The 26,303-nt window shown below is 72.2% G+C and carries 21 protein-coding genes and 1 pseudogene; 11 read left to right on the top strand and 11 right to left on the bottom strand.

The annotated features are described in order from the left end of the window. A complete protein-coding gene (locus ACQEV1_RS46900; protein ID WP_433403967.1) occupies positions 1–1,245 on the top strand; it encodes a glycosyltransferase family 4 protein in 1,245 nt (414 codons plus the stop codon). Further along, positions 1,233–3,236: pseudogene (locus ACQEV1_RS46895) on the top strand (alpha-(1->3)-arabinofuranosyltransferase domain-containing protein); the annotation flags it as partial. The gene ACQEV1_RS46900 and the pseudogene ACQEV1_RS46895, both read left to right, overlap by 13 nt. Before the next feature lie 1,983 nt (positions 3,237–5,219). On the opposite strand, the gene ACQEV1_RS46890 reads toward ACQEV1_RS46895, so the two are convergent. Next, positions 5,220–6,515, bottom strand: a complete 1,296-nt coding sequence (locus ACQEV1_RS46890) for an acyltransferase family protein (protein WP_433403965.1) — start codon at positions 6,513–6,515, stop codon at positions 5,220–5,222. 128 nt (positions 6,516–6,643) lie between these two features. On the opposite strand from ACQEV1_RS46890, the gene ACQEV1_RS46885 reads away from it, so the two are divergent. Then, entirely contained in the window at positions 6,644–7,660 is a 1,017-nt protein-coding gene (locus ACQEV1_RS46885; protein WP_433403962.1) for a DUF3068 domain-containing protein, read from the top strand. Positions 7,661–7,663: 3 nt separating this feature from the next. On the opposite strand, the gene ACQEV1_RS46880 is transcribed toward ACQEV1_RS46885, so the two are convergent. The 3 genes from ACQEV1_RS46880 to ACQEV1_RS46870 form a co-directional block, all read right to left on the bottom strand. After that, positions 7,664–8,740 (bottom strand): HEAT repeat domain-containing protein, encoded by a 1,077-nt coding sequence (locus tag ACQEV1_RS46880; protein ID WP_433403959.1) that lies wholly within the window; start codon positions 8,738–8,740, stop codon positions 7,664–7,666. Positions 8,741–8,912: 172 nt separating this feature from the next. After that, positions 8,913–10,289, bottom strand: coding sequence for a M1 family metallopeptidase (locus tag ACQEV1_RS46875; protein ID WP_433403957.1), 1,377 nt, complete (start codon positions 10,287–10,289; stop codon positions 8,913–8,915). Positions 10,290–10,835: 546 nt separating this feature from the next. Further along, positions 10,836–13,280, bottom strand: a complete 2,445-nt coding sequence (locus tag ACQEV1_RS46870; RefSeq protein WP_433403956.1) for a M4 family metallopeptidase — start codon at positions 13,278–13,280, stop codon at positions 10,836–10,838. Between the two features lie 495 nt (positions 13,281–13,775). Between ACQEV1_RS46870 and ACQEV1_RS46865 the strand changes: the two genes are divergently transcribed. The 3 genes from ACQEV1_RS46865 (at position 13,776) to ACQEV1_RS46855 (ending at position 15,812) form a co-directional block, all read left to right on the top strand. Then, positions 13,776–14,468, top strand: a complete 693-nt coding sequence (locus ACQEV1_RS46865; protein ID WP_433403953.1) for a DUF429 domain-containing protein — start codon at positions 13,776–13,778, stop codon at positions 14,466–14,468. Between the two features lie 84 nt (positions 14,469–14,552). Then, positions 14,553–14,960, top strand: coding sequence for a DUF1801 domain-containing protein (locus tag ACQEV1_RS46860; RefSeq protein ID WP_285635537.1), 408 nt, complete (start codon positions 14,553–14,555; stop codon positions 14,958–14,960). Positions 14,961–14,999: 39 nt separating this feature from the next. Further along, positions 15,000–15,812 (top strand): helix-turn-helix domain-containing protein, encoded by an 813-nt coding sequence (locus tag ACQEV1_RS46855; RefSeq protein WP_433403950.1) that lies wholly within the window; start codon positions 15,000–15,002, stop codon positions 15,810–15,812. Between the two features lie 319 nt (positions 15,813–16,131). Here the strand turns inward: ACQEV1_RS46855 and ACQEV1_RS46850 are convergent, their stop codons facing one another. Continuing rightward, positions 16,132–18,960, bottom strand: coding sequence for an AAA family ATPase (locus ACQEV1_RS46850; protein WP_433403947.1), 2,829 nt, complete (start codon positions 18,958–18,960; stop codon positions 16,132–16,134). Between the two features lie 205 nt (positions 18,961–19,165). Between ACQEV1_RS46850 and ACQEV1_RS46845 the strand changes: the two genes are divergently transcribed. The 4 genes from ACQEV1_RS46845 to ACQEV1_RS46830 all read left to right on the top strand — a co-directional run bounded on the left by ACQEV1_RS46845 (position 19,166) and on the right by ACQEV1_RS46830 (position 21,816). Then, entirely contained in the window at positions 19,166–20,278 is a 1,113-nt protein-coding gene (locus ACQEV1_RS46845; protein WP_433403944.1) for an NAD(P)H-dependent flavin oxidoreductase, read from the top strand. Between the two features lie 128 nt (positions 20,279–20,406). Continuing rightward, positions 20,407–20,748, top strand: coding sequence for a YbaB/EbfC family nucleoid-associated protein (locus ACQEV1_RS46840; protein WP_433403941.1), 342 nt, complete (start codon positions 20,407–20,409; stop codon positions 20,746–20,748). A gap of 4 nt (positions 20,749–20,752) precedes the next feature. Beyond that, a complete protein-coding gene (locus ACQEV1_RS46835; protein WP_433403938.1) occupies positions 20,753–21,121 on the top strand; it encodes a hypothetical protein in 369 nt (122 codons plus the stop codon). Between the two features lie 11 nt (positions 21,122–21,132). Further along, on the top strand, positions 21,133–21,816 hold the full coding sequence (locus ACQEV1_RS46830; protein ID WP_433403936.1) for a hypothetical protein: 684 nt from the start codon (positions 21,133–21,135) through the stop codon (positions 21,814–21,816). On the opposite strand, the gene ACQEV1_RS46825 is transcribed toward ACQEV1_RS46830, so the two are convergent. From ACQEV1_RS46825 to ACQEV1_RS46805, 5 genes are all read right to left on the bottom strand, one after another. After that, positions 21,813–22,511, bottom strand: coding sequence for a hypothetical protein (locus ACQEV1_RS46825; protein ID WP_433403933.1), 699 nt, complete (start codon positions 22,509–22,511; stop codon positions 21,813–21,815). The two genes, ACQEV1_RS46830 and ACQEV1_RS46825, sit on opposite strands and share 4 nt — an antisense overlap. Before the next feature lie 10 nt (positions 22,512–22,521). Then, positions 22,522–22,908 (bottom strand): hypothetical protein, encoded by a 387-nt coding sequence (locus ACQEV1_RS46820; RefSeq protein WP_433403931.1) that lies wholly within the window; start codon positions 22,906–22,908, stop codon positions 22,522–22,524. A 4-nt stretch (positions 22,909–22,912) separates the two neighbouring features. Further along, the gene (locus tag ACQEV1_RS46815) at positions 22,913–23,248 is read right to left on the bottom strand and encodes a YbaB/EbfC family nucleoid-associated protein (protein WP_433403929.1); all 336 of its coding nucleotides are present in this window, start codon (positions 23,246–23,248) and stop codon (positions 22,913–22,915) included. Positions 23,249–23,376: 128 nt separating this feature from the next. Further along, positions 23,377–24,444: an adenosine deaminase gene (gene add / locus ACQEV1_RS46810; RefSeq protein ID WP_433403927.1), complete on the bottom strand. Its 1,068-nt coding sequence runs from the start codon at positions 24,442–24,444 to the stop codon at positions 23,377–23,379. Positions 24,445–24,533: 89 nt separating this feature from the next. Then, a complete protein-coding gene (locus tag ACQEV1_RS46805) occupies positions 24,534–25,007 on the bottom strand; it encodes a MarR family transcriptional regulator (protein WP_433403925.1) in 474 nt (157 codons plus the stop codon). Positions 25,008–25,212: 205 nt separating this feature from the next. Between ACQEV1_RS46805 and ACQEV1_RS46800 the strand changes: the two genes are divergently transcribed. Beyond that, positions 25,213–25,644, top strand: coding sequence for a hypothetical protein (locus ACQEV1_RS46800; RefSeq protein ID WP_285635507.1), 432 nt, complete (start codon positions 25,213–25,215; stop codon positions 25,642–25,644). Between the two features lie 15 nt (positions 25,645–25,659). Here the strand turns inward: ACQEV1_RS46800 and ACQEV1_RS46795 are convergent, their stop codons facing one another. Beyond that, positions 25,660–26,298: a hypothetical protein gene (locus tag ACQEV1_RS46795; RefSeq protein ID WP_433403922.1), complete on the bottom strand. Its 639-nt coding sequence runs from the start codon at positions 26,296–26,298 to the stop codon at positions 25,660–25,662. Positions 26,299–26,303: the final 5 nt, after the last annotated feature.

Below are 26,303 nucleotides of genomic sequence, written 5' to 3'. Positions count from 1 at the left end.
GTGAACTGGCGCGATCCGTGGCACCCGGCGGCGGGCGGCGCCGAACGCTACGCCTGGGAGCTGGCCCGGCGGTTCGCCGCGGACGGCAGGCGGGTCGACTACGTGACCGGCCGGGCGCGCGGGCAGCGCCGCCGGGAGACGGTCGACGGCGTCCGGATCGTACGCCTCGGCGGCCGGTTCACCATCTACCCGCTGGTGCTCGCGTGGATGCTGGCGCGGCGCCGGTCCTGGGACGCCGTGCTCGACTGCCAGAACGGCATCCCGTTCTTCACCCCGTGGGTGCTGCCGCGCGGCGTGCCGGTGTTCTGCGTGGTCCACCACGTGCACGACGAGCAGTTCGGCATGCACTTTCCCGCCGGGCCGGCCCGCGTGGGGCGGTTCCTGGAGGGCCCGGTGGCCCGCCGCGCGTACCGGCGTCACGCCTGCGTCGCCGTCTCCCCGTCCACGGTCACGGCCATGCGGGAGCGCCTCGGCTGGACCGGCCCGGTGTACGTCGTGCCGAACGGCGTCGTCCCGCCCGCGTCGCCGCCCGCGCCCGGAGACGGCGCCGGGCTGGTGTGCGTCAGCCGGCTCGTGCCGCATAAGCGGCTCGGCCGCCTCCTCGACCTGGCCGAACGCCTCCAGACGCCGGTGCACATCGTCGGCCGCGGACCCGATGAGGACCGGCTGCGGGCGGACGTGGCCGCGCGCGGCCTCGGCGACCTGGTGACCCTGCACGGCTACCTGCCCGAGGCCGAGAAGAACGCGCTGGTCGGCCGCTCCCGCCTGCACCTGAGCACGTCGCGCGGCGAGGGCTGGGGCCTCAGCGTCACCGAGGCGGCGGCGCTCGGCGTGCCGACCGTGGCCTACGACGTGGACGGCCTGCGCGACGCGGTCCGCGACGGCCTGACCGGCTGGCTCGTGCCCGCCGGGGAGGACGTCGAGGACACGGTCGAGCGCGCCCTGAAAGAGCTGGCCGACCCGCGGCGGCGCCGGGAGACGGCCGCCGCCTGCCGCGACTGGGCCGGCCGGTTCGACTGGGCGCGCAGCGCCGCGCGGATGGCCGCGCTGGTCGACGCCGCGGTCCGCCGCGGCACCGCGCACAGCGCCCGGCCGGAGGCGATCGTGGTCCGCGACGCGGACGGGGAGCGGGTCGTGGAGGGGCCGGTCCGCGACGAGGTGCTGGAGCGGTGCGAGGCGGAGCCGGTCCGTACGGCCACCGAGCTCGAGCGGCTGCTCGGACGGGCCGGTGGATGGCCGCGGTGACGCAGACGGCGGTCGCGGAGCGGCCGTCACGGGAGGAGGCCGGCGAGCCGGATCCGGTGCTGCGCGAGCGGCTGCGCGTCCTGCTGTGCTGCGCCTGCCTGTGCCTTCTCGCCACGGCCACGCGGCCCGGAAAGATCATCCCGGACACCAAGATCGACCTGCCCATCGACCCGGCGCGGTTCCTGGGCCGGGCGCTGCACCTGTGGGACGTCGAGCAGTTCGGGCAGCTGCAGAACCAGGCGGCCGGCTACCTGTTCCCGATGGGGCCGTTCTACGTGCTCGGACACCTGATCGGCCTGCCGGCCTGGATCGTCCAGCGATTCTGGCTCGCACTGCTGCTGTGCGCGGCGTTCCTCGGCACGCGGCGACTCGCCGAACGGCTCGGCATCGGCTCGCCGGGCGCCCGGCTCGCGGGCGCGATGGCGTACGCGCTGAGCCCGCACGCGCTGGCCGTGATGGGCATCAACTCCTCGGAGTACCTGCCCCTGGCGATGCTGCCCTGGATCATCGTGCCGCTGGCCACCGCCACCCGCCGCGACGGCGGCCGGATCCGGGCGGCGGCGCGGTCGGGACTGGCGGTCGCGTGCTGCGGCGGCATCAACGCCACGGCCGTCCTCGCCGTCGTGGTCGTGCCCGCGCTGTTCGTGCTCACCCGGCCGCGCGGCACCGCGCGGGTCCGGCTCCTCGCGTGGTGGGCGGCGGCGGTCGTGTGCGCCACCGCGTGGTGGTCCGTGCCGCTGGTCCTGCTCGGCCGGTACGCCTTCTCCTGGCTGACCTACACCGAGAAGGCCGTCACCACGACCTCGTCCACGAGCCTGGCCGACATCCTGCGCGGCACCGAACGGTGGACGAACATGCTCCTGGTCGATGGGAGCCCGTGGCTGCCGCTCGGCCACCTGTTCCTGAGCCGGACCCTGCCCGTCCTCGCCACGGCCGCGGTGGCCGCGCTCGGCGTCGCCGGCCTTTCGCGGCGCGGGCTGCCGGAGCGCACGTTCCTGCTGGTCACGCTGCTGCTCGGTGTCACCGTCATCGTCTCCGGCCACGCCGGGCCGTTCGCGGGCGAGGTCCGGCAGTGGATCGACGGGCCGCTGTCGCCGCTCCGCAACCTGTACAAGTTCGACGGCCTGGTCCGGCTGCCGCTCGCCCTGGGCCTCGTCCACCTGCTGACGCCGCTCGGCGGAGAGAGACGCCGGACCCGGCCCGTGGCGGCGGCACTCGTCGCGCTCGCCGGGGTCGGCGTGTCCGCGCTCGGCACCGGCCTGTCCGTCAGCGGCGACTTCACGTCCGTGCCGCCGTACTGGCGTCAGGCCACGTCCTGGCTCAACGCCCACGCCGGGAACCAGGGCGTGATCACGGTCCCCGGCTCGCGCTTCGCCGAGTACCTGTGGGGACGGCCGCTCGATGAGGTCACCGAGCCGCTGATGACCGCCCGGTGGGCCGAGCGGCAGATCGTGCCGGCCGGCTCGGCCGGGCTGACCCGTCTGATGGACGCGATCGACCAGCGGCTCACCAGCGGCCAGGGCTCGGCCGGGCTCACCGAGGTGCTCGGCCGCATGGGCGTCCGGTACGTCCTGGTGCGCAATGACCTCAAGCGTGACGACCTGCGCGGAGCGTGGCCCGCCCGCGTCCACGAGGCGCTGTACTCCTCGCCGGGCATCAGCCGCGTCGCGTCGTTCGGTGGCGCCGCGGGCACGACCCTGCCCGGCGACGCGGTGAACACGGTCGACCAGCCGTACCCGGCCGTGGAGGTCTTCGAGGTCGCGGACGCGGACGGCGTCGTCGGCATGACGGGTGTCGACCAGGCGCTGCGGCTGTACGGTTCGCCGGAGGCCATGCTGACCCTGGCCGACAACGGGCTGCTGGACGGGCGGCCCGTCCTGCTGGACGACGACGGCCCGGGGGCGCCGGGACGTACGGCCGTGTCCGACTCGCTGCGCCGCGTCCAGCGCAACTTCGGTGAGCTGCGCGGGCAGACCTCCCCGACCATGACCGCGGACGAGAGACCGGGCCGGCCGGGCGACGAGCGCGACTTCATGGAGAACGCCTGGGACCGCTACTCGACGGTCGCCACGTACACCGGAATCAAGGACGTCACCGCGTCCTCCTCCGCCTCCGACATCGACTCGATCGCCCAGATCGACGACCCGGGCGCCCTGCCGTACGCCGCGATCGACGGCAACCCCTGGACCCGGTGGGAGACCGGCGGCTGGAACGGCCCGGTCGGGCAGTGGCTCAAGGTCGACTTCGGCCGGTCGGTGACGCCGAAGAACGTGACGGCGGCGTTCAGCCAGGACTCCTGGCTCGGACCGCCGCCCAGCCGGATCGAGATCCTGACGCAGAGCGGCCGGGTCGAGCAGAACGTCGCGCGCACCTCGGCCGCCCAGCCGCTGGCGGTCGCGCCCGGCCCGACGACGTGGCTGCGCGTCCGCGTCCTGGCGCTCGCCGAGCAGCCGCTCGTGCCGTCCGGGGCGCGCGTCGGCCTGTCCGAGCTGCACGTCGACGGCGTCCAGGCGCTCCGCCAGTACCGGCTGCCCGCGGTGACCGGCGGCGGCACGGCCGTCATGACCCGAGCCCCGGGTCGGGTGCCCGCCTGCATGCCGGGACCGATCCGCTGGGTCTGCTCGCCGCAGTTGCAGCGGCAGGACGAGGAGGGCTTCGCCTTCGACCGGACCTTCACCGCGCCGGCGGCGGCCAGGGCGCGGCTGACCGGCACCGCGGCGCTCACCGACACCGCGCTGATCCAGCGGTACATGAGCACCGATCCCCGCGTCACGGTCGCGGCCAGTTCCGCGGCCACGAACGAACCCGCCGGGATGGCGCGCTCGGCCTTCGACGGCGACCCGGCCACCACCTGGATCCCGGCCGACGGCGACACCGACCCGGCGCTGGCCCTGAGGTGGCGGCGCGCGACCGTGGTGCGGAAGATCACGATCAGACGTCCGCCGGGCGCGAGCGGCCTGCTGACGGTGCGCGTCGAGGGCGACCGCGGCCAGTGGCGGGAGGGCGTGATCGGCGCCGACGGCGTGCTGACCATCGCCCCGATGCGCACGGCGCGCCTGACCCTGCGGTTCCCGGGGGAGACGCCGCAGGTCACCGACATCGTCATCCCGCACGTGCCGAACCTGCGGCGGCTGCCGGCGGCGAACCTGTCACTGCGGTGCGGACTCGGGCCGAAGCTCCGGGTGAACGGGAGGACCGTGCCGACGCGTGCGAGCGGCGGTTTCGCCGACGTGCTCGCCGGGCGGCCCCTGCGCTTCACCGCGTGCCGCACCGTGCGGCTCAGGGCCGGCGCGAACACCCTGGACCCGGCCGCCTTCGACTCCTTCCGCATCGACTCCGCGGTCGTGGACCCGGCGGCCGGCATCGCCTCGGTACCGCCCGCACGGCAGTCGTACGTGCGGGTCACGCGGTGGACCTCCCAGGCCCGCACCGTGGAGGTCGACGCCGAGGAGGAGTCGTACCTGACCGTCGACGAGAACTACAACGCGGGCTGGCGGGCGACGGTCGGCGGGCGGACGCTGCGCCCCGTACGGCTCGACGGCTGGCGGCAGGCGTGGATCGTCCCGCAGGGCACGGCCGGCACCGTCCGGCTCACGTACGGGCCGGACCGGGTCTACCGGGCGGCCCTGTTCTCCGGGATCGGGCTGTTGCCGCTGCTCCTCGTCGCCGCGCTGTGGCCGATCCGGCTCACGCCCCGTACGGTCGTGGCCCGGCGCCGAGTGGGCGGGCGCGCGGGTGAGGCGGCGGCGGTGCTGGTCTCCGCGGCGATCGGCCTGTGGTCCGGAGGGGTCGTGGGCGTGTGCGTGGCGGCGGGCGCGGCGGCGGCGTTCGTGTGGACGCCCCGGCGGTGGCGGGCCTGGCCGCTGTCTCCGTGGGCGGCGGGCGGAGCGCTGTTCGCCGCGAGCGTGGTCGCGCTGGCCGGGGCACGGATGGACGGCCCGCACGCGGAGGTGTTCGCCGAGCTGCTGCCCCGGCTACTGTGCCTGGCCGTCGTCGCCCGCCTGGCCGTCGGGCTCAGCGGTGCTCCCGACCGGAGCGGCGCGCCACCGCCGCGAGGCGAGCCGGAGGATCGGCCGCTCGATGAAATAGAAGGAGACCGTCGCGACCGCGACGGTCAGCAGGGCGACCACGGGGAACTCGGTGACGAAGTGGCCGGTGAAGGGAGTGTGCCCGACGAGCTCGCTCCAGCCGATCAGGACGGGCACCTGCCAGAGGAAGACGCCGTAGGAGACGCGGCCGAGGAAGCGCATGACGCGGTTGCCGAGAACGGCGCGCATGACGGGATCGCCGGCCGGGGCGAGGGCGACCGGGCCCACGGCGAAGACGGCGACCAGCCCGTACAGCAGGAGACGGAACTCCGACGTCCAGACGGTGTCGATGGAGGTGAGGTCGGCCGGCCCGGTGAGCGGTGACGCGGCGATGCCGTACAGCACCGCGGCGATGAGCCAGCACGTGCCCCACGACCGCGCGACGGTGCGCGCGAACCGCGCCGCGCGGGCCGACCCGGTGCGGGCCCGTACCGACACGACCGCCAGGGCCATGCCGATCGCGAACCACGCGAAGTAGCGCGGCAGCCAGGCGCCGAGCAGCGGCCGGTAGGCCGGGTGGAACATGAGGACCGAGTAAATGAGCGACAGCGCGGCGTAGGCGGCGATCGCCCACAGCAGGCGCCGGGCCCGCCGGCCGGCGTCCGGCGCGCCGCGCTCGCGGAGCCGGGCGTACCACCCGAGGACGGCGGCGGTCACCGGCAGCAGGGCGTACCAGGCGACCTCGACGGTGAGGCTCCAGATCTGCCACAGGCCCTCCGGCCCGAGGCCGTTGCCCCACCACGGATGCGGGGCGTAGGTGTAGGTGAGCGTCAGCAGCCGCAGCCAGGTCCACACGTCGCCGAGGTGGGCGCCCAGGTAGACGATCATCACGTACAGGACGAGCGTCCAGTACGCGGGCAGGATGCGCAGCGCCCGGCGCCGGTAGTACCCGCCGACGCTCACTCCGCGGTCCGTGGCCACGTCGAGCGACCGCACCGCCCACGGGCGGTAGAGCAGCAGGCCGGAGAGCGTGAAGAAGATCGTCACAGCGATCGCGCCGCCGGACAGCAGCCACGCCCCGGCGTCGTGCCTGAGCGTGCCGCCGGTGTCGGCCCCGATGTGCAGCACGAGCACCCCGAACGCCGCGACCGCGCGCACGCCGTCCAGCGCGTCGTAGTGCTCCTCCGGCCCGGGACGGCCGGTCGCGCGCACGCCGGACGCGGACGGTGCGGGAGCTGTCACGGACCACCTCCGGGGACGAAAAGGGTAAGCCTACGCGTAGGTAACATGATCGTCACGAAGGGCGGCCCGTCTGCCGACAAATGCCGCATTCCCCTATGATTCAGGCAATTTCCCCTTGGAGGTGCGCGGTGCGTCGCAAGGTGGGCTTGATCCTCATCGGGGCCGGAGCGTTCTTTCTCGCACTCGCCCCGCTGGTGCGCTTCTACGTCGCGCGGCAGGTCGTCGCCGCGCCGCTCAACGTGTACGAGAAGACCACGCTCCGCGCCGACAACGCCACGTATCTGGACACCTCCAAATGGCGGATCCAGAAGGGCGCCACCGTCACCGCGACCAACACCACCCGCGGCGACGTCCGCGCTGGTGACGGCAAGATCGCCGTCTGGGACTCCTTCACCTCCATCGAGGACCCGGCCGGCAACGCGAAGATCGAGACGCAGTCCCAGCGCGCCGTGTTCGACCGCCGCACCGCCGAGATGCGGAACGGCCGGGGAGCCGCGGTGAACAGCGACTCGGGCGTTCGCCAGTCGGGCGTCGGCCTGTTCTGGCCTATTGGCGTAAAGCGGAAAACCTATCCCTATTTCGATATCACTACGAAGCGCACATGGCCGATGACCTACGAGGGTGAGGAAAAGGTCCACGGCATCACGACCTACCGCTTCGTACAGCAGATTCCGCCGACCATCACCGACTCGATCAAGCCCGGCGTGCCCGCCTCGCTCCTCGGACTGCTGGCCAAGCAGGTCGCGCGACTGCCCGGCTACGACAAGAAGAACGACGCGGTCGCGGTGAACCGCGTCTACCAGGCGACCACCACGGTCTGGGTCGACCCGCGCACGGGCGCCCCGGTCAACCAGGAGCAGAAGGTCACCCAGACGCTGCGCACGAGCGACGGCGTCGACCGGCTCACCGTCGCCGACCTGGACCTGAAGATGGTCCCGAAGAGCCAGCAGGATCTCGTCGACCTGTCCGGTAGCGAGGCCGACAAGATCGCGCTGGTCAGGACCTGGCTGCCGTACGGCGGCGGCACCCTCGGCATCGTCCTGCTCGTCTCCGGCCTGGCCTTCGCCGTCTCCGGCCGCCGCGAGCCCGCACCGGGGGAGAGCACGGACGCTCCCCGGCCCGCCGGCGAGAAGCCGTCCGCCTGACCGCTACCCGGGCACCCGGCGCGGGGCGTCGCGGCCGTACGGGGTCAGCGCGCGCAGGCCCGCGCCGCGCATGGGTGTCTTGTCGCTCAGCTTCGTGGGGTCGATGCCGAGCGGCTCGTCCGTGTCGATGCCCTTGGTCGGGTCGGCGTCGCCCCAGTCGTCGTTCTGGGTGACCTCTCGCTCCCAGATGATCTCGCCGTTCTTGGCGCAGGCCCACGCGGCCGTGCCGCCGTAGCCGCGCCCGGCGAATCCCCACGCGACGCCGAACCGGTCGCTCAGCCGCCGCAGGGCGTCGCGCGTCCGGGCATACCACTCGTCGTCCCACGCCGGGTAGCACCAACCGCTGACGACGAGCGTCCAGCCGTCCACCTCCGGCGTCACGAACGCCTCGGCGCGCTCCTCGTGCTCGACCTTCGGCACCGTCCACCACGATCCGCTCGCGACGGCCAGCCCCAGGTCGAAGTACATCGGACTGGCGTCGGAGAAGTCCAGGATCTCCAGGATGGCCTGCTGGTCGCCGCCGGGCACGGTGACGCAGCTGTTCTCCCAGATCTCCTGGGGACGGTCGGCGACGGCCTTCGCGCCGAGGTGGCGCCGCCAGAGCTCCTGGTCCTTGCCCGACAGGGCCGCCGGCCCGCCGATGTTCATGATCGCGCTGAAGGCGTTGGCGCGATACGCGCCCGGGCCGGACCTCCGCACCTCCCGCAGCGCGTCCAGCGTCCCGGGCCCCAGCTCCTCCAGGGCCCAGATCGCCCGCTGCTGTACGTCCGGGTCCGGGTCGCCGAACAGCCGGATCAGCGCGCCGGTCGCCGGCAGCGCCTCCGCGCCCATTCTCTGCAGGCACAGGGCCGCGCACTCCCATACGTCGGCCGAGGGATGTTCCAGGGACTCCAGGAGACGTTCCCAGTACTCGCCGAAGAAGCCGCCGAACGTCCAGCGGGCCCTACGGGCCGGCTCTTTCGGCAGGTCGGCGGCGACCGCGTCACGTATCGCGCAGAACGCCGCGTCGCCCAGCTCTCTCAACAGGAAGCCCGCCTGGGCCCAGTCGAGCGGCGACTCCTCATCGAGGAGCTCCGCCATCAACGCGGGAACCCCGGCGTCCCGAGCTCCTTGAAGGTGCTCCGGGCCGGCCTCCAGATCGCCTCGTCCGGCGACGCGAGGTCGCTGATCAGTCCCTCGAAATCCATTGCAGGGATCATAGGGAGCGGCTCCCCGCCGCCGTGACGGGGAGCCGCGCCGCGGACCGCTCCGGTCAGCCGTCGATGCGGTGCTGCGTCCAGAACGACGTCAGGTCGGTCGTGGTCAGGGACTGCGCCGCCGCCTTGAACTCGGCGGTCGTCGAGACGCCGTACCAGTGCGACTGGGCGTAGTCGTGGGTCAGCTTGGTCATGGCCGTGGTGCCGAGCACCCGGCTCAGGTCGTGCAGCGCGCACCTGCCGTAGCCGTACACGACCGTGGAGTACCGGCCGGAGTGGGCGTCCCAGTACGCCATCGAGTTGGTGATCTTCTCGGCCGACGACGCCCAGGACACGCTGTTCCAGCAGCCGTTGCCGGTGTTGCCCTGGTACAGGTCGGTGGCGTAGTCGGCGAAGGACTCATCCAGCCAGGGGCTGTTGTACTCGTCGTCGCCCACGATGCCGTACCACCACTGGTGCGCCAGCTCGTGCGCCAGTGCCGTGGAGCTGACCAGGTCCAGCACGAACCCGGGGTACTCCATGCCGCCGAACCAGAAGTTGTTGTCCAGGACGACGTCGGCCTCGCCGTACGGGTAGGCGCCGAACCGCTGAGCGTGCGCGTCCAGCGCCGCCGTGGCCGTGTTCAGCATCGACGTGGCCGAGGTGGAGGAGATGCCGCTCACCCGGTACACGTTGACCTTCACGCCGCCCGGTGAGGTGCCCGACGTCACCGCGAACGGCCCGGCCGCCCACGCGAAGTCACGTACCTTCGCCGCGGTGGCGGTCGTCACCGTACGTCCCGACGTGCCGGCCCGGTCCGTGGAGGTGCCCGTCGCCGGGACCTTCAGCGAGGTCGGATGGTCGAGCGTGACGGTCCAGTCGCTCGCGAGCGAGTAGAAGGACTCGCCGTTGTTCGTGTACGGGTCCAGGTGCCAGCCCGACGCGTCGCGCACCGCCAGGACCGGCAGCGCGTTGCCGAGGAAGTAGTACGACCCGTCGTGGCCGAACCGGTCGGCGCCGCTCGGCACGACGATGCTCAGGTCGAAGCCCACCGTCCCCGACGCGCCCTGGGCGAGCGGCGCGGGCAGCGTGATCTTCAGGGCCGTGCAGCCGACCTCCAGCGCGCCGGCCGTGCCGCCGGTCACGTTCGTCACCGTGACCGGTGTGGACGGGCAGCTCCCGTGGTAGTTGTCCCACAGCCGCAGGTAGACCTCGGTCAGCGGCGTGGCGGCGGCGTTGGTGAAGCTCACCGACTCGTGCCCGGTCCAGGTGCCGCCCGTGGCGTTGCCGGTCAGGCTGACCGTGTACGACGGGGAGGCCGGCGTACGGGTCGGGTCGGCGGCGGCCTGGTGCGTGGTGGTCGCGACGCTCACGGGGCTCGCGGCGCGCGCGGCGGTGAGCGGCGCCATCGCCGCCACGACGGCGGCGACGATCGCGATCTTCGTTCTCAACATGAACTCCCGGGGATGCGAGGGGCTGGGGTGACAGTGCGTCCGGAGCCCTGCCGGATTACGGTCAGGACGTGTTCACCGTGACGCTGTGGTGGGCGAGCGACTCCCCATGTGTTGGTGGGGCGGGCCGCGGCCGGCCAGGGGACCCCTGATGCGGTGCCGTGATGGGGGGACTGCCTGGGGCCACGCCGGGACCGTCCGGCACCGAGCAGGTGCCCGGTCGTGGTGTCCAGCTCCCCGAACGTGCCCGGGCCCGCCGCCGACAGCTCCCGGCACAAACCCGCCGAGACCAGCGACCCGAAACACCGCCGTCGCCGCCCGGTCGAGACTCGCAGACCGACCTGGGCGGTCCGCGGCACCGCCCGCCCACCATCAAGAGCATCGTCACGTCGAGGCACCAGGTGATTACAGCAGGTGTCCACGACGAAACCAGCCACGTCGAGGTCCTCTCTCGGCCACATCTGATCGAGAAGGCCCGGTGAGCCGCACCGCGGCGACTCGCGCGCGGCTCACCGGGCCGTTCGTCCAGGGCCCTTCAGGCCGTACGGGTCAGGACGCGTTCACCGCGACGTCGTCGAGGACGAAGCTGGTCTGCAGGGACGAGTCCTCGGTGCCGCTGAACGACAACGTGACCGTCTGGCCGGCGTAGGAGGACACGTCGAAGGTCCTGGCCGTGTAGCCGGAGGCGGCGTTGGCGTTGCTGTAGGTGGCGAGGGTCGTTCCGCCGATCTTGACGGTGAACTTGTCGTAGGCGGTGGATCCGGATTCGCTCGTGTCGATGTGCAGGTAGAACGTGAGCGATGCGTGGCATCCGGACGGGATGCTGATGGATTGGGTGGCGGTGTCGGTGTGGGTGGTGCCGTAGCCGTCGAACCACGCGAAGTAGCCGCCCGAGTGGGCGCTCTCACCGCTGCCGTTGGCCGAGACGACTCCGGAGCTCGTCGTCCACGGCGACGTGCCGCTCTCGAAGCCGCCGTTGGTGACCTTGTTGCCGGTCGAGGAGCAGCCGCCGCCGACCGGGTTCACCGTCCACGTGAACGTCGTCGAGCCGGTCGCGTTCGAGGTGTTCTTCGCGGTCACCGTCACCGACGAGGTGCCCGCCGTGGTCGGCGTGCCGGAGATCAGGCCGGTCGAGGCGTTGATCGACAGGCCGGCGGGCAGGCCCGTGGCGCTGTAGGTGAGCGTCTGGCCGCCCGGGTCGCTCGCCTGGATCTGCAGGCTGACGGCCGTGCCGACCGTGCTCGTCTGGCTACCGGGGTTGGTCACCGACGGGCTGCCGGGCTGGCCGGGGCAGGTGCCGGGGACCGGGTCGGTGCCGGTGACGCTGACGGCCGCCCAGGCGGCGTCCACGGTGTTGTACTCGGTGCAGTGGGTGCCGTACAGGTCGGCGGCGGCCTTCAGCGAGTCGGTGCGCGCGCGGGAGTAGTTCTCGCTGCTGGTCGCGTACGAGGCGAGCGCGCGGTACCAGATCTTGGCGGCCTTGTCGTTGCCGATGCCGGTGACCGTCGAGTTGTTGCAGGTCGGGCTGTTGCCGTACCCGTGGTTGCCGCTGCCGACGGCCAGCAGGAAGAACCAGTGCGCCAGCGGACCGAGGGAGTAGTGCGGGTCCAGCGAGCCGTTGCTGCTCGTGTAGCAGTTCGGCGACGCGCCGTCGAGCGAGGGCTGGTACATGTACCGCAGCGGCGTGCCGTCACCGTTGATGTTGATCAGCTCGCCCATGGTGTAGTCGGGCGTGTCGTGGGAGTTGTTCGCGTAGAACTCCACCATCGTGCCGAAGATGTCGCTGGTGCCCTCGTTCATGCCGCCGGTCTCGCCGGTCTCGTCCCAGCCGGTGAGGGCGCCGCTGACACCGTGGCTCATCTCGTGCCCGGCGACGTCGATCTCGACGAGCGGACGGGCGTTGCCCGAGCCGTCGCCGTACGTCATCTGCGAGCCGTCCCAGAAGGCGTTGACGTACGCGTTGCCGTAGTGCGTCCGCGACGGCACGCCCGCGCCGTTGCCGAAGATGCCGTTACGGCCGTGCACGTTCTTGTAGTAGTCGAACGTCTCCGCGGCGCCGAAGTGCGCGTCGACGCCGGCCGACGCGGCGTCGCTGTTGGTGCCGTTGCCGAACGTCCCGGTGCTGTTGCTGAAGATCGTCCCGGTGCCGCTCGTGGAGTGGTTCAGGTTCGTGGTGTACCCGTTGCCGTGCGACGGGTCCTTCATCTGGTACGTGCTGCCCGACTGGGTCAGGTCGATCGGCACCGAACCGCTGTAGATCGAGTTGCCCGTGCCGGCGACCAGCGGCGTGACGCCCCTGCGCGCGGCGGCGGCCTTCTGCTGGGCGGGCGAGAGCAGGGTGTCGACCTCGTCCCGCTGCGTCACGACCTTGCCCTTGACCGCGTCGACCAGGACGTGCAGGACGCTCGGCGTCTGGTCGGCGCGCACGCCGCGTACGACGGTCTCCCAGACGAGCTGGGAGGAGCGTCCGGTGGCCCAGACCGCGAGGTGCGGCCTGCCGACCGAGGCGACCGTGCCGTGCAGCCGCGCGCGGGACGTGCCGGCGGCGGCGGACGCGGCGACCTTCGGGGTGGTGGACACCGAGGCGGCGGGCGTCGCGATGTTCAGCGCACGGTACGAACCGCCGGGCTTCAGGTGGACGACCAGGTCGCCGCCGTACACCGGCAGGCCGTGGAAGGTCCGGTCGAAGCGGACGTCGGCGGCCCCGTTCTTGGCGACGACGACCGTACGGGGCGTGAACGCGTCCCCGGACTTCACGTGGGCAGTGCCCTTGTGCGCCGAGAGAGCCTTGCGCGCGTCGGCGATCGCCTGCTTGCGCGTACTCGCGGACGGATCGGTGGTGAAGTCGTCCGGCGTGAACGCCGAACGGCCCGCGTTCGGCTTGGGCGCGGCGGGCCGCTGCGGTGAGGCACCGGCGGCCGGGGTGGCCAGTAGCGCGGCCGCGACGGTGAGTACGGCGGTCGCCGACACCATCGCGATGCGAGGTCTGGACATGGGCGGAGGGTTCCTTTCGCCGTTGAGCGATGCGCCCGCGGTGGCGGGCAGACGGAACGGAGCAGGGGCCGGCGGCCGTCCCGGAGGACGGCCGCGGTGCGGGGCCTGGCGGTCCTGCCCGATCCGGAGGGCCTTGGCGGGGAAGGTCCACGGGAGCGGGCGCCGCGGCGGCGACCCGGACACCACCCGCGACCCCGGCGCGCGATCCGGGCCCGGCGGGCGTGTTCCGGCGGCGAGACCTCCTTCCGGGTTTCGGCGAAGTGTCGCTTTCGCCGCCTCCTGGTCAGGAGTTTCCGTACGAAGGCCGGGCGGGTGAACCCCCTCGGGAGAGCCGTAGGGATATCCCTACGGCGGAGGGACCGATGCGGACGGCCGGGGTCAGGCGCCGGAGTGCGGGTAGGCGGCCCACAGCGAGGGGGTGATGGGGAGCGGGCCCACCTGGAGCGGCGACCGCATCACCTGGAGGATCGTGGAGACGGTGAGGTGACCGGCCACATGGACGACCAGCGGGTGATCGGCGTCGACGGGTGCGCGGGCGGATGGGTGGGCATCGCTCTCGACGGCGGTCGTCCGGCCGCGTACTTCGCCACCGGCATCGAGCGGCTCCTCGCGGACGCGGTACGAGACGGACCGGTCGCGGTCGTGGGCGTCGACATGCCCATCGGCCTGCCCGACCGCGGGCCACGGCAGGCGGACCTGCTCGCGCGCGAGTACGTCGGCGCGCGGCGGGCCTCGGTGTTCATGACGCCCGTACGGGCCGCCATCGAGGCGGAGACGCATGCCGAGGCCGTCCGGATCAACCGCGGTCTGGGCGGTGCGGGAGTGTCGGCGCAGGCGTTCGCGCTGGCAAGGAAGATCCTGGAAGTGGACGTATGGGTGCGGCAGGTCTCGTTCCGCGTCGTCGAGGTGCATCCCGAGGTCTGCTTCGCCCGCATGGCGAACCGCCGTCCGCTGGCCCGCAAGATGACCTGGGCGGGCGCGGAGACCCGCCGGGAGCTGCTGGCCGACGACGGCGTCGTCCTCGCCGGCGACCTCGGACCGGCCGGTGCGGCCGCCAAGGTCGACGACGTCCTCGACGCCGCCGCGGCCGCCTGGACGGCACGGCGCGTCCTCGCGGGAACCGCCGAGAGCCTGCCGGGCACCCCGGAGGTCTTCGGCGACGGGCTCCCGTGCGCCATCTGGGTCTGAGCGTCCGCGCTGTCGTACCCCCGGGATAGAAATGGAGTCCGGGGGGCGCCGGCCGCCCGTGTCGAGACCCGAGGTGGATGCGCCATGGCCTACGTCACCGATCCCCGCGTCGACGCCTACATCGAGGCCCTGCCGGGCTGGCAGCAGGCCGTCTGCCGTGAGGTCCGCGAGCTCGTCCACGCGGCCGACGAGGAGGTGGCCGAGACGATCAAGCGCACCGACCGGCCGTACTTCGTGCTGCAGGGCAACATCTGCGCGCTGCTGGCGACCAAGGACCACGTCAACGTCTTCCTCTACGACGGCGCGATCGTGCCCGACCCCGAAGGCATCATCACCGGCGGCCACGACAACAAGACCGCCCGTACGGTGGCCTTCTACCAGGGCGATCCCATCAACGCGCCCGCCCTCACCGCCATGTTCAAGCAGATCATCGCCAACAACCGGGCGGGTGGCTGGCGCAGGCTCAAGCGCGAGGGGCTGACCCGGTCGTGACGGTGGAGAGCGGCCCGTCGCGGGGGTAGCGTCGGCCGCGTGCGTACGGTGACGCCGGTCACGGCCGGGGACGGGTTCCGGGTCGAGCGGGTGGTGATCCGGGCCACCACCGAAGACTGGACCGACCCGGATCCGCCGTCCGGTCACCGGCTGACGCTCGTGTGCGGCGGCGTGTTCCGGGCGAGGGTCGGCGGTCACGCGTTCCTGGCCGATCCGGTCACCGCCTATCTCGGCGGGCCGGCCGACGAGCAGAGCATCGCCCACCGCGTGGGGGCCGAGGACGTCTGCACCGTCCTGTCGCTGTCGCCGTCATTCATGATCGAGCTGACCGGCGGCGTCCCGGTACGCCCGACCGCCGCGGTGACCGGCCGCCTCGCCGTCACGCACCGGCTCCTGCTCGCCCGGGTCCGCCGCAGCGCCGACCCGTTCGCGCTGGCCGAACTCACCGCGGACCTGGTGGGCGGCCTGTTCGACGACCGGCGGGCGCACGTGGCCGAGCCGTCCACCCGCCCCGCCACGGGGGCGGCGCGGCGCGCCCTGGCGGACGCGGCACGGGAACTGCTGACCCTCGACCCGGTCGCGCTCGGCCTGCGGGAGACGGCACGGCGCCTCGGCTGCTCGCCGTACCACCTGAGCCGGGTCTTCCACCGGCAGACCGGGCTGACCCTGAGCGCCTACCGCACCCGCGTCCGCGTGCTGCGCGCGCTGGACGCGATCGAGGCCGGCCGTGCGGACCTGGCCGGCCTCGCCGCCGACCTGGGGTTCGCCGGCCACGCCCATTTGACCCGCACCGTACGCGAGGAGTGCGGCCACACGCCGCGTGCGCTGCGCCGACTGCTCGTCGCGGACTGAGCAACCATCTTCAAGCGCCGCTCTCGCGCGCGGGCCGAGACTCGTCGGCAGACGGCCCGTACGAGAGGAGAAGGCGCGGCATGATCGCACGCATCTGGCAGGCACGGACCCGCGGCCCCGAGGACGCCGAACGCTACCGCGAGGTCTTCACGACGGAGGTGCTCGGCCACCTCCGCGGCCTGGAGGGCTTCCGCGGCGCGTACCTGCTCGCCCGCGAACACGACGAGGCGATGGAAATCCGCACGCTGACCCCGAGGATGAGAACGGTCACCCCGATGCCCGCACCGGCTTGCCGATCCTCACTCTTCGCACCGCCGTGTCAGGCCGGACGGTCGCCGGTGCGGTGGGCGGCGGCGAGGCGGGCGAGGTCGACGCGGGAGCGGATGCCCAGTTTCCGGTACGTCCGGGTGAGAGCGGCCTCCACCGTCTTCACGCTCACGAACAGGCGGGTCGCGATCTCGCGGTTCGTCGCGCCGTCGGCGACCAGCATCGCCACGCGTCGTTCGACGCCGGTCAGTGTGTGCAGCGCGTCCGCCTCGGCCGCCGGCCTGGGGGCGCCCACGTCCAGGTGGTCCAGTTCGGCGGTCACCGCCGCCACCCACGGTGCGGCCTTCGCGCGGGTGAAGACCCGGTGCGCCGCGCGCAACGACTCGCGTGCGGGCGCCGGGGCGTCCATCCGGACGCGCAGGCGGCCGAGTTCCAGGCGGGCGCGGCCCTCCTCCAGCGGGTACGGCGAGGCGGCCAGCGTCTCCACGGCCCGGGTCAGGCCCTCCACCGCGCCGTCCAGGTCGCCGCGTGCCGCGGTCACCAGGGCCGACGCGCGTTCCAGCACCGCCAGCACTCCGCGCCGGCCGAGGCGTACGGCGTCGCGCCGGGTCTCCTCGATCACCTCGGCCGCCTCGCCGGACGCGCCGGTGGCGACGAGTGCCTCGGCCAGGTCGGCGTGCCAGCGGCGCATCGCCGGTTCGACCAGGCCCTGCCCGCGCTCCAGCCGGCGGACGCGGCGCAACGCGTCGGCGGCTCCGGCCGCGTCGCCGCGCAGCAGCCGGATGTGCCCGGCCGCGTGCAGCGAGTGCGGCAGGAAGAGCAGGTCGCCGTCGTCCTCGCTGTGCGCGACGGCGCGCTCGGCCGCGGCCAGCGCGCGGTCGAGCGCGCCGCCGGCGGCCTCGGCGAAGGCCACCGCGCACCAGGCCGGCCCCCGGCTCAGCTCACTGTCCTCGGCGAGCCGCAGGCACTGCTCGGCCAGGTCGATCGCCCGGTCGCAGCGGCCACGGAAGATCTCCACCTGCGCGGACCCGTACAGGCACATGAACAGGTCCTCCACCGCGCCCCGCTGCCGCACCGCGTACGTCAGCGAGCGCAGTTCCGCCCGCGCCTCCTCCAGCCGGTCGTGCAGCAGGTGATGCCGGTGGCGGAGGTACACCGGGCCGTTGTGGTCGAACCGGATGGCCGGGTCCTGCGGGCCGCTCAGCGCGCGTTCGAGGGTCCGTTCGGCCTCCAGCCGTCCGGTGTGGAACTCCGCGAGGGCCTGCTTGGTCAGCGCCAGCACCTCGGTACGGCGGTCGCCCGCCTCGGCGGCGAGCCGGGCCGCGGTGGCCGCCTCGTCGCGCGCCCGTGGCGCCGAGCCCTTCACCAGCCACGCCCGCCAGGCGAGCCGGTAGCGCAGCGGGGCGAGCAGCGCGGGGTCGTCGCGCGCGTCGGCGAGGGCGCGCGGGAAGACGTCGTCCAGTTCGGCGAGTGCCTGGCCGCCGGAGTCGAGCAGCACGATCCAGGCCCGTACGCGCTCGGCCGGGATCGAGGCGTGGGCGAGGACCTCTTCGGCGATGCCGCGGGCCAGCGCGAACTCACCCGAGGCGAGGGCGTCCTCGGCGGCGGTGAGCCGCAGCCCGGTCTCCTCATCCGCCCGCGGCGTACGGTCGGCGGCCAGCAGGCCGAGCCGCGCCGCCGCCGCGGGGGCGCCACGCCGCCGGGCGGCCGCGGCGGCCTCGTCCAGCGTGGCGGCCACCTCCGCGTCGCGGCCGGGCGCGACGAGGGCCAGGTGGCGGGCCCGTTCGACCGGGTCGGTGACCACGTCGGCCAGCGCGGCGTGCACGGCGAGCCGGTCGCGTTCGGGCGCCTCGGCGTACAGCACGGCCGCCAGCAGGGGATGGGTGAACCGCACGACCTCGCCCGGCGCGACGATGCCGGCCTCCCGCGCCTCGGCGAGGTCGGCGTCCGCGTCGGGGCGCCCGGCGCCGCGCAGCAGGGCCAGGGTCGGGCGGGCCGCCGCGCAGGCGGTGAGCAGGGTGCGCCGGGCCCCGGAAGACAGGGCCAGCAGCCGGCCGAGCATGAGGGAGCGCAGGCCGTCGGGTACGGGCAGCGGCGCCGCCGGGTCCAGCGGCCCGTCGTGTTCGGCGAGCGCGCGGCCCAGCTCGACCGCGAAGAACGGGTTGCCGCCGCTGGCGCGGTGCACCTTCGCCAGGACGGCACGTGGCAGTTCGAGCTCGCCGAGCAGCCGCGTGACCTCGGCCGCGGTCATCGGCGGCACGTCGAACGCGCGAACCGGCGGGGGACACAGGCGGGGCTCCGGCCGGGAACCTCCCGCACCGGTGCGCTGCCCGACCAGGGCCCGCAGCGGCAGCCCGTGGGCGCGGCGGGCGATGAACGCCAGTAGCTCCGCGCTGGGCGCGTCGAGCCACTGGGCGTCGTCCACCACGATCAGCACCGGGCCGCTCGCGCACAGGGCGCGGAAGGTGGCCAGCACGGCCATCCGCAGACTGAGGCCGTCGCGTTCGCCGACCGGGTCGGTGCGCCGGAGCAGCGCGGACTCCAGGGCGGCGCGCTGCGGCGCGGGCAGCGTGTGTAGGATCTCGTCGCCGGTGTCGGCCAGCAGGTCGATGAGGCCGAGGAACGGCAGGTGGTGCTCGGTCTGCGACAGCGAGCAGCGCAGGATCCGGTGGCCGGTGACCTCGGCGGCCAGCGCGGACAGGAGAGTGGACTTGCCGATGCCCGCCGGGCCGGTCAGCAGCACGCTGCCGGCCGCGAGCTGTGCGCGAGCCGCCTCCAGCAGCGGTCCGCGGCCCACGAGGGCATGCGCCGAGAGCTCGCCGACCGGTCCCGCCACCTGCGGGCCGGCTCTGCCCCGGACCACTCCGATCGCTTCGGTCATCCGCGTCGGCCCTCCGGACGCCGCACTCTCAGCGAGAGCCCAGGCGCGAAAGTTAACAACGGGTCATACCGCCGTCAACACCCCAGTTGCGGACAGATGGCGCATAGGTTTCTGGTACGTGTTCCACCTGGCCTACGGGCGCACGCTCCGGCTGGCCACGATTGGAACTAGAACACGTTCCACTTCTGTGTGTATTGTCGGAGACGTGCGGACACGAGTCACCGAGCTCTTCGGCATCGAGTATCCGATCTTCGCGTTCAGTCACTGCCGCGACGTGGTCGCGGCGGTGAGCCGCGCGGGCGGCATGGGCGTCCTCGGCGCCCTGTACTTCACCCCCGACGAGCTCGAGACCGAGCTGGCCTGGATCGACGAGCACGTGGGCGGCCGGCCGTACGGCGTCGACGTCGTCATGCCGGCCAAGTACGAGGGCGCGGACCTCGGCGACGCGGGCGAGATGCTCAGCGGGCTGCAGAGCATGATCCCCGAGGGGCACCGGCGATTCGTCAACGACCTGCTCGAACGGCACGGCGTCGCCCCGCTCACCGAGGAGGGCGTCGGCCGTTACCTGCTCGGCTGGACCGACGCCACGGCCCGTCCCCAGGTCGAGGTGGCGCTGAAGCATCCGATCGCGCTGCTCGCCAGCGCGCTGGGCCCGCCCCCCGCGGACGTGGTCGAGGAGGCGCACCGCCACGGCGTGACCGTCGCCGGCCTGGCCAGCAGCGCCCGGCACGCGCGCAAGCAGGTCGACGTGGGCGTCGACGTCATCGTCGCCCAGGGCACCGAGGCCGGCGGCCACACGGGCGAGATCTCCACGATGGTGCTGCTCCCCGAGGTTGTCGACGCCGTCGGCCCGGACACGATGGTGCTCGCCGCGGGCGGCATCGGGCGGGGCCGTCAGATGGCCGCCGGGATGGCGCTCGGCGCCGACGGAGTCTGGACCGGCTCGGTCTGGCTGACCGTCGAGGAGGCCGACACGCCGGAGGCGTCGCGCGACCGGCTTCTCGCCGCGACCTCACGCGACACCGTACGCTCGCGCTCCTGGACGGGGAAGCCGGCGCGGATGCTCAGGACGGCGTGGACCGACGCGTGGGAGTCGCCCGAGTCGCCCGGCACGCTTCCGATGCCGATGCAGTTCATGCTGATCTCCGACGCGCTCCAGCGCATCAACCGCGCCGGCGCGGGCGATTTGACGACCTTCCCGGTCGGCCAGATCGTCGGCACCATGAACCAGGTGAAGCCCGTCTCACGGGTGATCTACGAGATGGTCGAGGAGTACATCGAGACCATGGAGCGCCTCCGCGCGTTCACCGAAGACTGACCTGTCGACTGCCCGGGTTATTCGTCATTGCGAGATATCCCACCAAATGCGTGACTGGCGTCGTTAGCATGATCCTTTTCAGGATCGGGTCGGCCTCCGCTGCCGCCCGCCCGGCAGAGATGGAACCGATGGGCAAAGCTTCCGAGCGCCAGGACTCGCCGGTCACCGGGACCGCGGCCGACGGCATGGTCCGCGTCTCCTTCGGCGCCGACGGTCTGATCAAGTCCGTGACCATCGCTCCCCAGGCGAAGCGCCTCGCCATGGGCGACCTCGCCGACGCCGTCCTCGAGGCGCTGTCGGCCGCGCAGGAGGAACTCCTGCGGCGAGTCGCCGACGGCAGACGCGAGGCGGATCAGGAGGCGGCGCAGCGCCTGTCCCGCGAACTCGAGGAGATCAACGCCGAGTACCTCCGCCAGACGGCCGTCTACCAGCAGATGGGCGCCGAGATCCTCAAACGAATGGACGGTTGACGCAATGGGAGATCACGGGCGGTCGTTGACCAACGACCCGGAGATGCTGCGGAACACGAGCGACGCGGTGATGTGGGGGGTGGACGGCAACTACCTGGAAAATCAGAACGACCTGCTGGCCATCGAGATTCCGTACTATCCCGAGTCGAACACGGAGTTCGCCTCCGACAAGGACGCCAGGACGCAGAATTTCTCGCAGGCCTACAGTCGTCTCAGCTACAGCCTTTTCCGGGCCGATCAGATTCTGACCATCAATGAGCGGCTGGAGATAAAGGACTGCTTGGAAAAGATGGCGAAGATCTTCGAGGCCACCGAAGACGACAATAAGCGTGATGTCTTCAATGTGAAACTCCCGCCGAGACTGGACGGCTGAAGGGCTGCCTGATGATCAAGATGCCGGATGATCTCGTCGAGACGGCACGTCTCGTCGGATACACGCCGATCGCCATCAACGAGGACAAGCTCACGTCTCTGGCCAAGAGCTGGGGTGTGGCCGAGAAAACGTTCAAGAACATGGTGGATCAGCCCATGAAGGCGCCCGGGAGTGTTTGGGACCCCACCACCACCTGGGAACGAGGGAACGATCGCCCGCTCGACGCGTTCACCGATTTCTGGGAGAACTACCCGCGTAAGCATTTCCACACCGTCGCGGCGCAGGGGCCGGTGGTGGCCGGAGCACTGAACAACATCGCCGGTATCATCGCCGGCCACAAGAAGGCCGCGTACGAGACGCTGAAGTCCACCAAGGACGTGCTCTCTCGCGGCGGGCACATGCTGGGCGGCGCCTACCACACGGTGCTCTTCTTTCACGTCAAGGGCGAAAGCGAGTCCGACGTCGACACCGACTCGGCGGCGATCAATGCCGCGATGGACTCGCTCAAGAAGCTGAATCAGCACACCCAGGACCTGATCGACGCTCAGGTCAAAATCATCACCGCCGCCACGAGCGCCCTGGACGGGGTCTCCGACAACGCCACGAAGACGACCGGTGCGCTTCCCGGCGGATCCGACTACGCGAAGAGCACGCCTGACGACTACCAGTACTGGGTCTCCTCCGGCGGCCGTTAGCGGCCGTGCTCCACCCAGTGCTCGTAGCTGCTGGGAACGCCGGACGAGACGTACTCCGGCCCGTTCGGCAGTGGGGCGGTCGCCTTGGCCGCGTTGTCGGCGACCCGGTCGAGCGCCGCGCCGGCCTGGTCGATGATCTTCACCTGCGCGTTGATCGACTGTTGCGTCTGCTGGTTCAGCCGCCCGAGCTGGTCCTTCAGGGCGTCGACCGTCCCGAAGTCCTCGTCGACGAGGTCGCTGTCCTCGCCGGTGAGGCCGGGAAGGTAGAGGTGCATGCCGAGGACGGTGACGTACTTGGCGCCGAACATGTGGCCGTCGCGGGAGAGATTCTTCCGGGCGGCTTCGAGGGCGGCGTAGGCGGCCTTCCGATGGTTGAGGATGATCCCGGCGATGCTGTTCAGCGCCCCGGCCACCGGCCCGGTCTGGGCGGCGACGGTGTGGTAGTGCTTGCGCGGGTAGTTCTCATAGAAGTCGACGAACGCGTCCAGCGGCCGGTCCTTGCCGCGTACCCACGACGTGTTCGGATCCCACACCGTTCCGGGCTGCTTCATGGGCCAGTCGGCGTTCGCGGTGAAGTCACCGGCCGCCGACGTCCAGGCCGTGGCGAGCCCACGCAGGATGTCCTCGTCGACGCCCGGAGGCTGGTACCCGGCGAGTTTCGCCGTCTCCGCCAGTTCGTCCGGCATCTTCAGCACCGCGTCCTCCTCAGTCGGTCAGCTTCGGCGGCAGCGGCACGTCGAACACGGCGCGCAGGCTCTGGTCCTCGGCCGCCGTGTACCGGGAGCCCATCAGGCGAAGGCTGTCGGCGGTGATGAATCGTTCCTGGAAGATCCGCTGGTCGGCCCAGTAGAGGCTGTAGAGCAACCGGCTGTACCGCTGGGAGAAGTGCTGCGTACGGAAGTCGGGGTCGGACTCCCAGGTCTCGGTCCCGTATCCCTTGTGAGTCGGCAGAGCGGCGCGGGTTGCGGGGTCCTCGATGGTGGTCAGCGCGACGTGCGCGTCATAGGTCCCCTCGGGGGTGCTGCGAAGCGCCCATTCGGTCTTGCCGAGCATGGTCTGGTCGGCGGTGAGCGTCCGCTGGTCCTCTCCCATCCCGTCAGCCCTCCATTCGCTTGAGGATCTCGGTGCCGAGAGCGTCGTAGACCGCCGTCCTGCGCAGGTACTCGGCGTTGATGTGGTCGAACTCCGCCGACAGGCGCTCGGCCGCGTCGCGGCTCGCCTCGCGCCGCGCCTCGGCGGCGCGGCGGAGGAGCTCTTGCTGCGCCGTCGACACCGCCTCCACGATCGCGTCGGCGAGCTCGGTGACGGGAAGGCGCTTCACCTGCGGGGCGAGCTTGATCGCCTGGACGCGGCCGTCGGTGCGCAGGGCGACGCGCACGAGACCGCCGGCCGCGGTGGCGGTGATCGATGAGTCGCTGACGGCCTCGGCCACGGTTCCATCCCGGTAGGTCGGTGATTGGAGGTGACGCTAGCGACGTATCCGGGCGGACAGTGACATTTCAAATTTTCTTCGGGCATCCCGGCTCAGGGGGATGCCGGCCTCACTCCGCCCCGGCGGCCTCACTCCGCCCCGGCGGCCTCGATCGGCCCGGCGGCCCGTACGGCGTCCAGCTCGTCGAGGATCGCCTGCTTGCGGTCTTCGGCCAGGAACGACGCGCGTACGGTGTTGCGTGCCAGTTCGGCCACGCCGTCCGCGCCGAGACCGAGGTCGCGCGCGGCGACGCGGTACTCATTGGTCAGCGTCGTGTTGAACATCGGCGGGTCGTCGCTGTTCAGCGTGACGTACAGCCCCTCCTCCAGCAGCCGGGGGAGCGGATGCGCGGCGAGGGAGGGCACCTGCCGGGTGCACACGTTCGAGGTCGGGCAGACCTCCAGGGGCAGCTGCGTCTCCCGCAGGTGGGCCATCAGCTCCGGGTCCTCGACGCAGCGGATGCCGTGGCCGATCCGCTCGGCGCGCAGCTCGCGGACGGCCTCCCAGATGGTCTCCGGCCCGCTCATCTCGCCGGCGTGCGGCACGCTGTGCAGACCGGCCGCGACGGCGGCGCGGAACGCGTCGCGGATCGCCTCCTCGTGCCCGGCCCGGTCCTGCTCGACGCCGCCGATCCCGAAGCCGACGAGGGCGCGCGGCGGATGGGTGAGCGCGTGGTCGATCGTCGCCCGCGCCGCCTCGTCGCCGTACTCGCCGGGGATGTCGAAGACGTACGCGACCTCGATCAGGTCCGCGACCTCACGGGCGGCGATGTCCAGTGCCTCGGTGACCCCGGTCGCCGGCATGCCCATCGTGACGACGTGCGTGTACGGCGTGACGGTCAGCTCGAAGTAGCGGACGTTCTGCGCGGCGAGGTCGCGGGCCGCGCCGACGACGAGGGCGGCGACGTCCTCCGGCTCGCGGATGAGGCCGTTGACCGCGAGGTAGACCTGGGCGAAGTGCGGGAAGTCGCGGAACTCATAGAACCTCCGCAGCGACTCCTCATCCGTCGGGATCATGTGGCCGGTGTGCCGGCGGGCCAGTTCGAGCACGGTCGGCACTGAGGCGGAACCGACCAGATGAACGTGAAGTTCTACTTTGGGCAGGGCGTCGATGAAGGCGTCCAGCGCCGTCGCGGGCGCTCCCTCGCTGGCTGTCATGGAATCCGAAGCTAACAGCGGCAAATCCGCCTAGGCGAGGGAAAAGCGCCCTATCTGACACAAAGATGGCAGATTCCCGGAGGCGGAGATCAGTCGAGCTGCCGGACCTGCTCGATCATCTCCGGGGACCCCTCGTTGGTGCGCTTCAGGTAGTCGAGGATCACCGCGAGGTGCTCGTCGGAGTAGGACTCGAGGAGCTTGCCGTACTGCTCGGCCACCGGCGCGAAGCGGGCGCTCAGCGCCGCGGTCGCGCCGCCCTCGGCCGCCTCCACGATGACCCGGCGACGGTCGTCCTCGTCGCGGCGGCGGCGCACCATGCCGGCCTTCTCCAGCCGGTCGATCACCGCCGTGATCGCCCCGCCCGTGGTGAGGAACATCGCGTCCGCCAGCTGCCCCGGCGTCATCGGGCCGCGCAGCTGGAGCAGGTTGATGCACTGCATGTCGGTGACGTTGATCCCCGACCTGCTGGCGATGGCGTTGTGGAGCAGAACCGTCCACAGGGTGCTCGCGCGCGCTTGGTGGCCCAGCTCTTCGATGAGGCGCTCCCGGTCGGGCGCCGGCATGGGACCCACCTCGTCTCTCGGAGATAGAGAGTGTCGCCTTCGAGTTTACCGGCGTGCGGACCGCTCCGAGTGCACGCGCCCGTACGGTGCGTCGCCCTCGCAACCGTGGTCTCTGACCCCGCTCGGGTCACGCTGTCGGCGGAATATCCGCAGGTCAGTGCCGGTTATGTTAATTAGGCTGCCTAACTGAATCGAGGTGCGTCGCATGACCCGACCCATCACCCTCACCGACGATGTGACGTCCGCCACCTGGCTGCCCCTGAACGGCGTCGAGCCCGGCAAGCGCGGTGCCGTCTCCGTCACCGTCACCTTCAACGGCCCCGCCGACGCCGGCGTCGCGATGTACTCCCAGGGCGACGCGACCGGCCCCCTCGCTCAGCGTCTGCGGCTCTCCATCTTCGAGAGCACCCCGTCCCTCATGCCGTTCCCCGTCTTCACCGGAACCCTGGCCGACTTCACCGGCCGGACGTGCTACGACCAGGGCGTCGGCCGCTGGACCGGCCACGGCGACGGCCGCGACCACACGGTGACGTACGAGGTGATCTGGAGCCTGCCGAAGGACGCCGACGTCCCGGACGACGAGCCGAAGCTCGGCCTCGTCTGGGAGGCCCGCGCCGCGGAGGCGACCGCCGCCTGAGCGCCGGCCCCCGGTTCAGGCCGGTGGCACGAGGCGCCCGGCGATCGTGGCCAGGCGCTCCAGCGCGGCGTCGACCTGGTCGAGTGGAACGCCGGGCACCGGTCCGGCCCAGGTCCACGTCAGGATGGCCGTACCCGAGATCCGCCACGCGGGCCCGTCGAGCAGGACCGGGGCCAGGCCCCGCAGTGCCGAGCCCGCCCACGCGGGGTCGTCGGTGTGGACGTGGAACCGCTCGTCCACGCGCGGATCGCCGATCGTGACACCCGGCCGCGCGGGGAGCACCGCTGTGCGCGGCGTCACCTGCAGGCGTGGTACCGGAGCCGGCAGGTCCAGCAGGGCGGCGATCCAGTGACGCGAGTGCTCCCACCCGCGGCGCCCGAAGCCGTCATCGAGGATCTCCTGCTCACGCGTGTACGCGAAGACGACCGCGGACCGGTCGCGGTACGCGCCGCGCATCACGTCCGACAGCCGGTGGCGATGACGGCCGGGCACCGGGTACGGGAACGCGTCCGGAGGCCACTCGGGCGGGTGGAACGGCTCGCCCCGCAGCTGATCGAGGAGCACGCCTTCGTCCGCGCCCGAGGCGGCCAAGGTCCAGCCGCGCTCCGCCGCGAACGTCCGTGTCGCGCGAAGTCTCCGGCCGAAGCCGTCCATGCGTC

The sequence above is a fragment of the Actinoallomurus sp. CA-142502 genome, assembly GCF_050936355.1.
Lineage (GTDB): Bacteria > Actinomycetota > Actinomycetes > Streptosporangiales > Streptosporangiaceae > Actinoallomurus > Actinoallomurus iriomotensis.
Note: the sequence above shows the minus strand (reverse complement) of the source record. Positions and strands in the feature narration are given on the sequence as shown.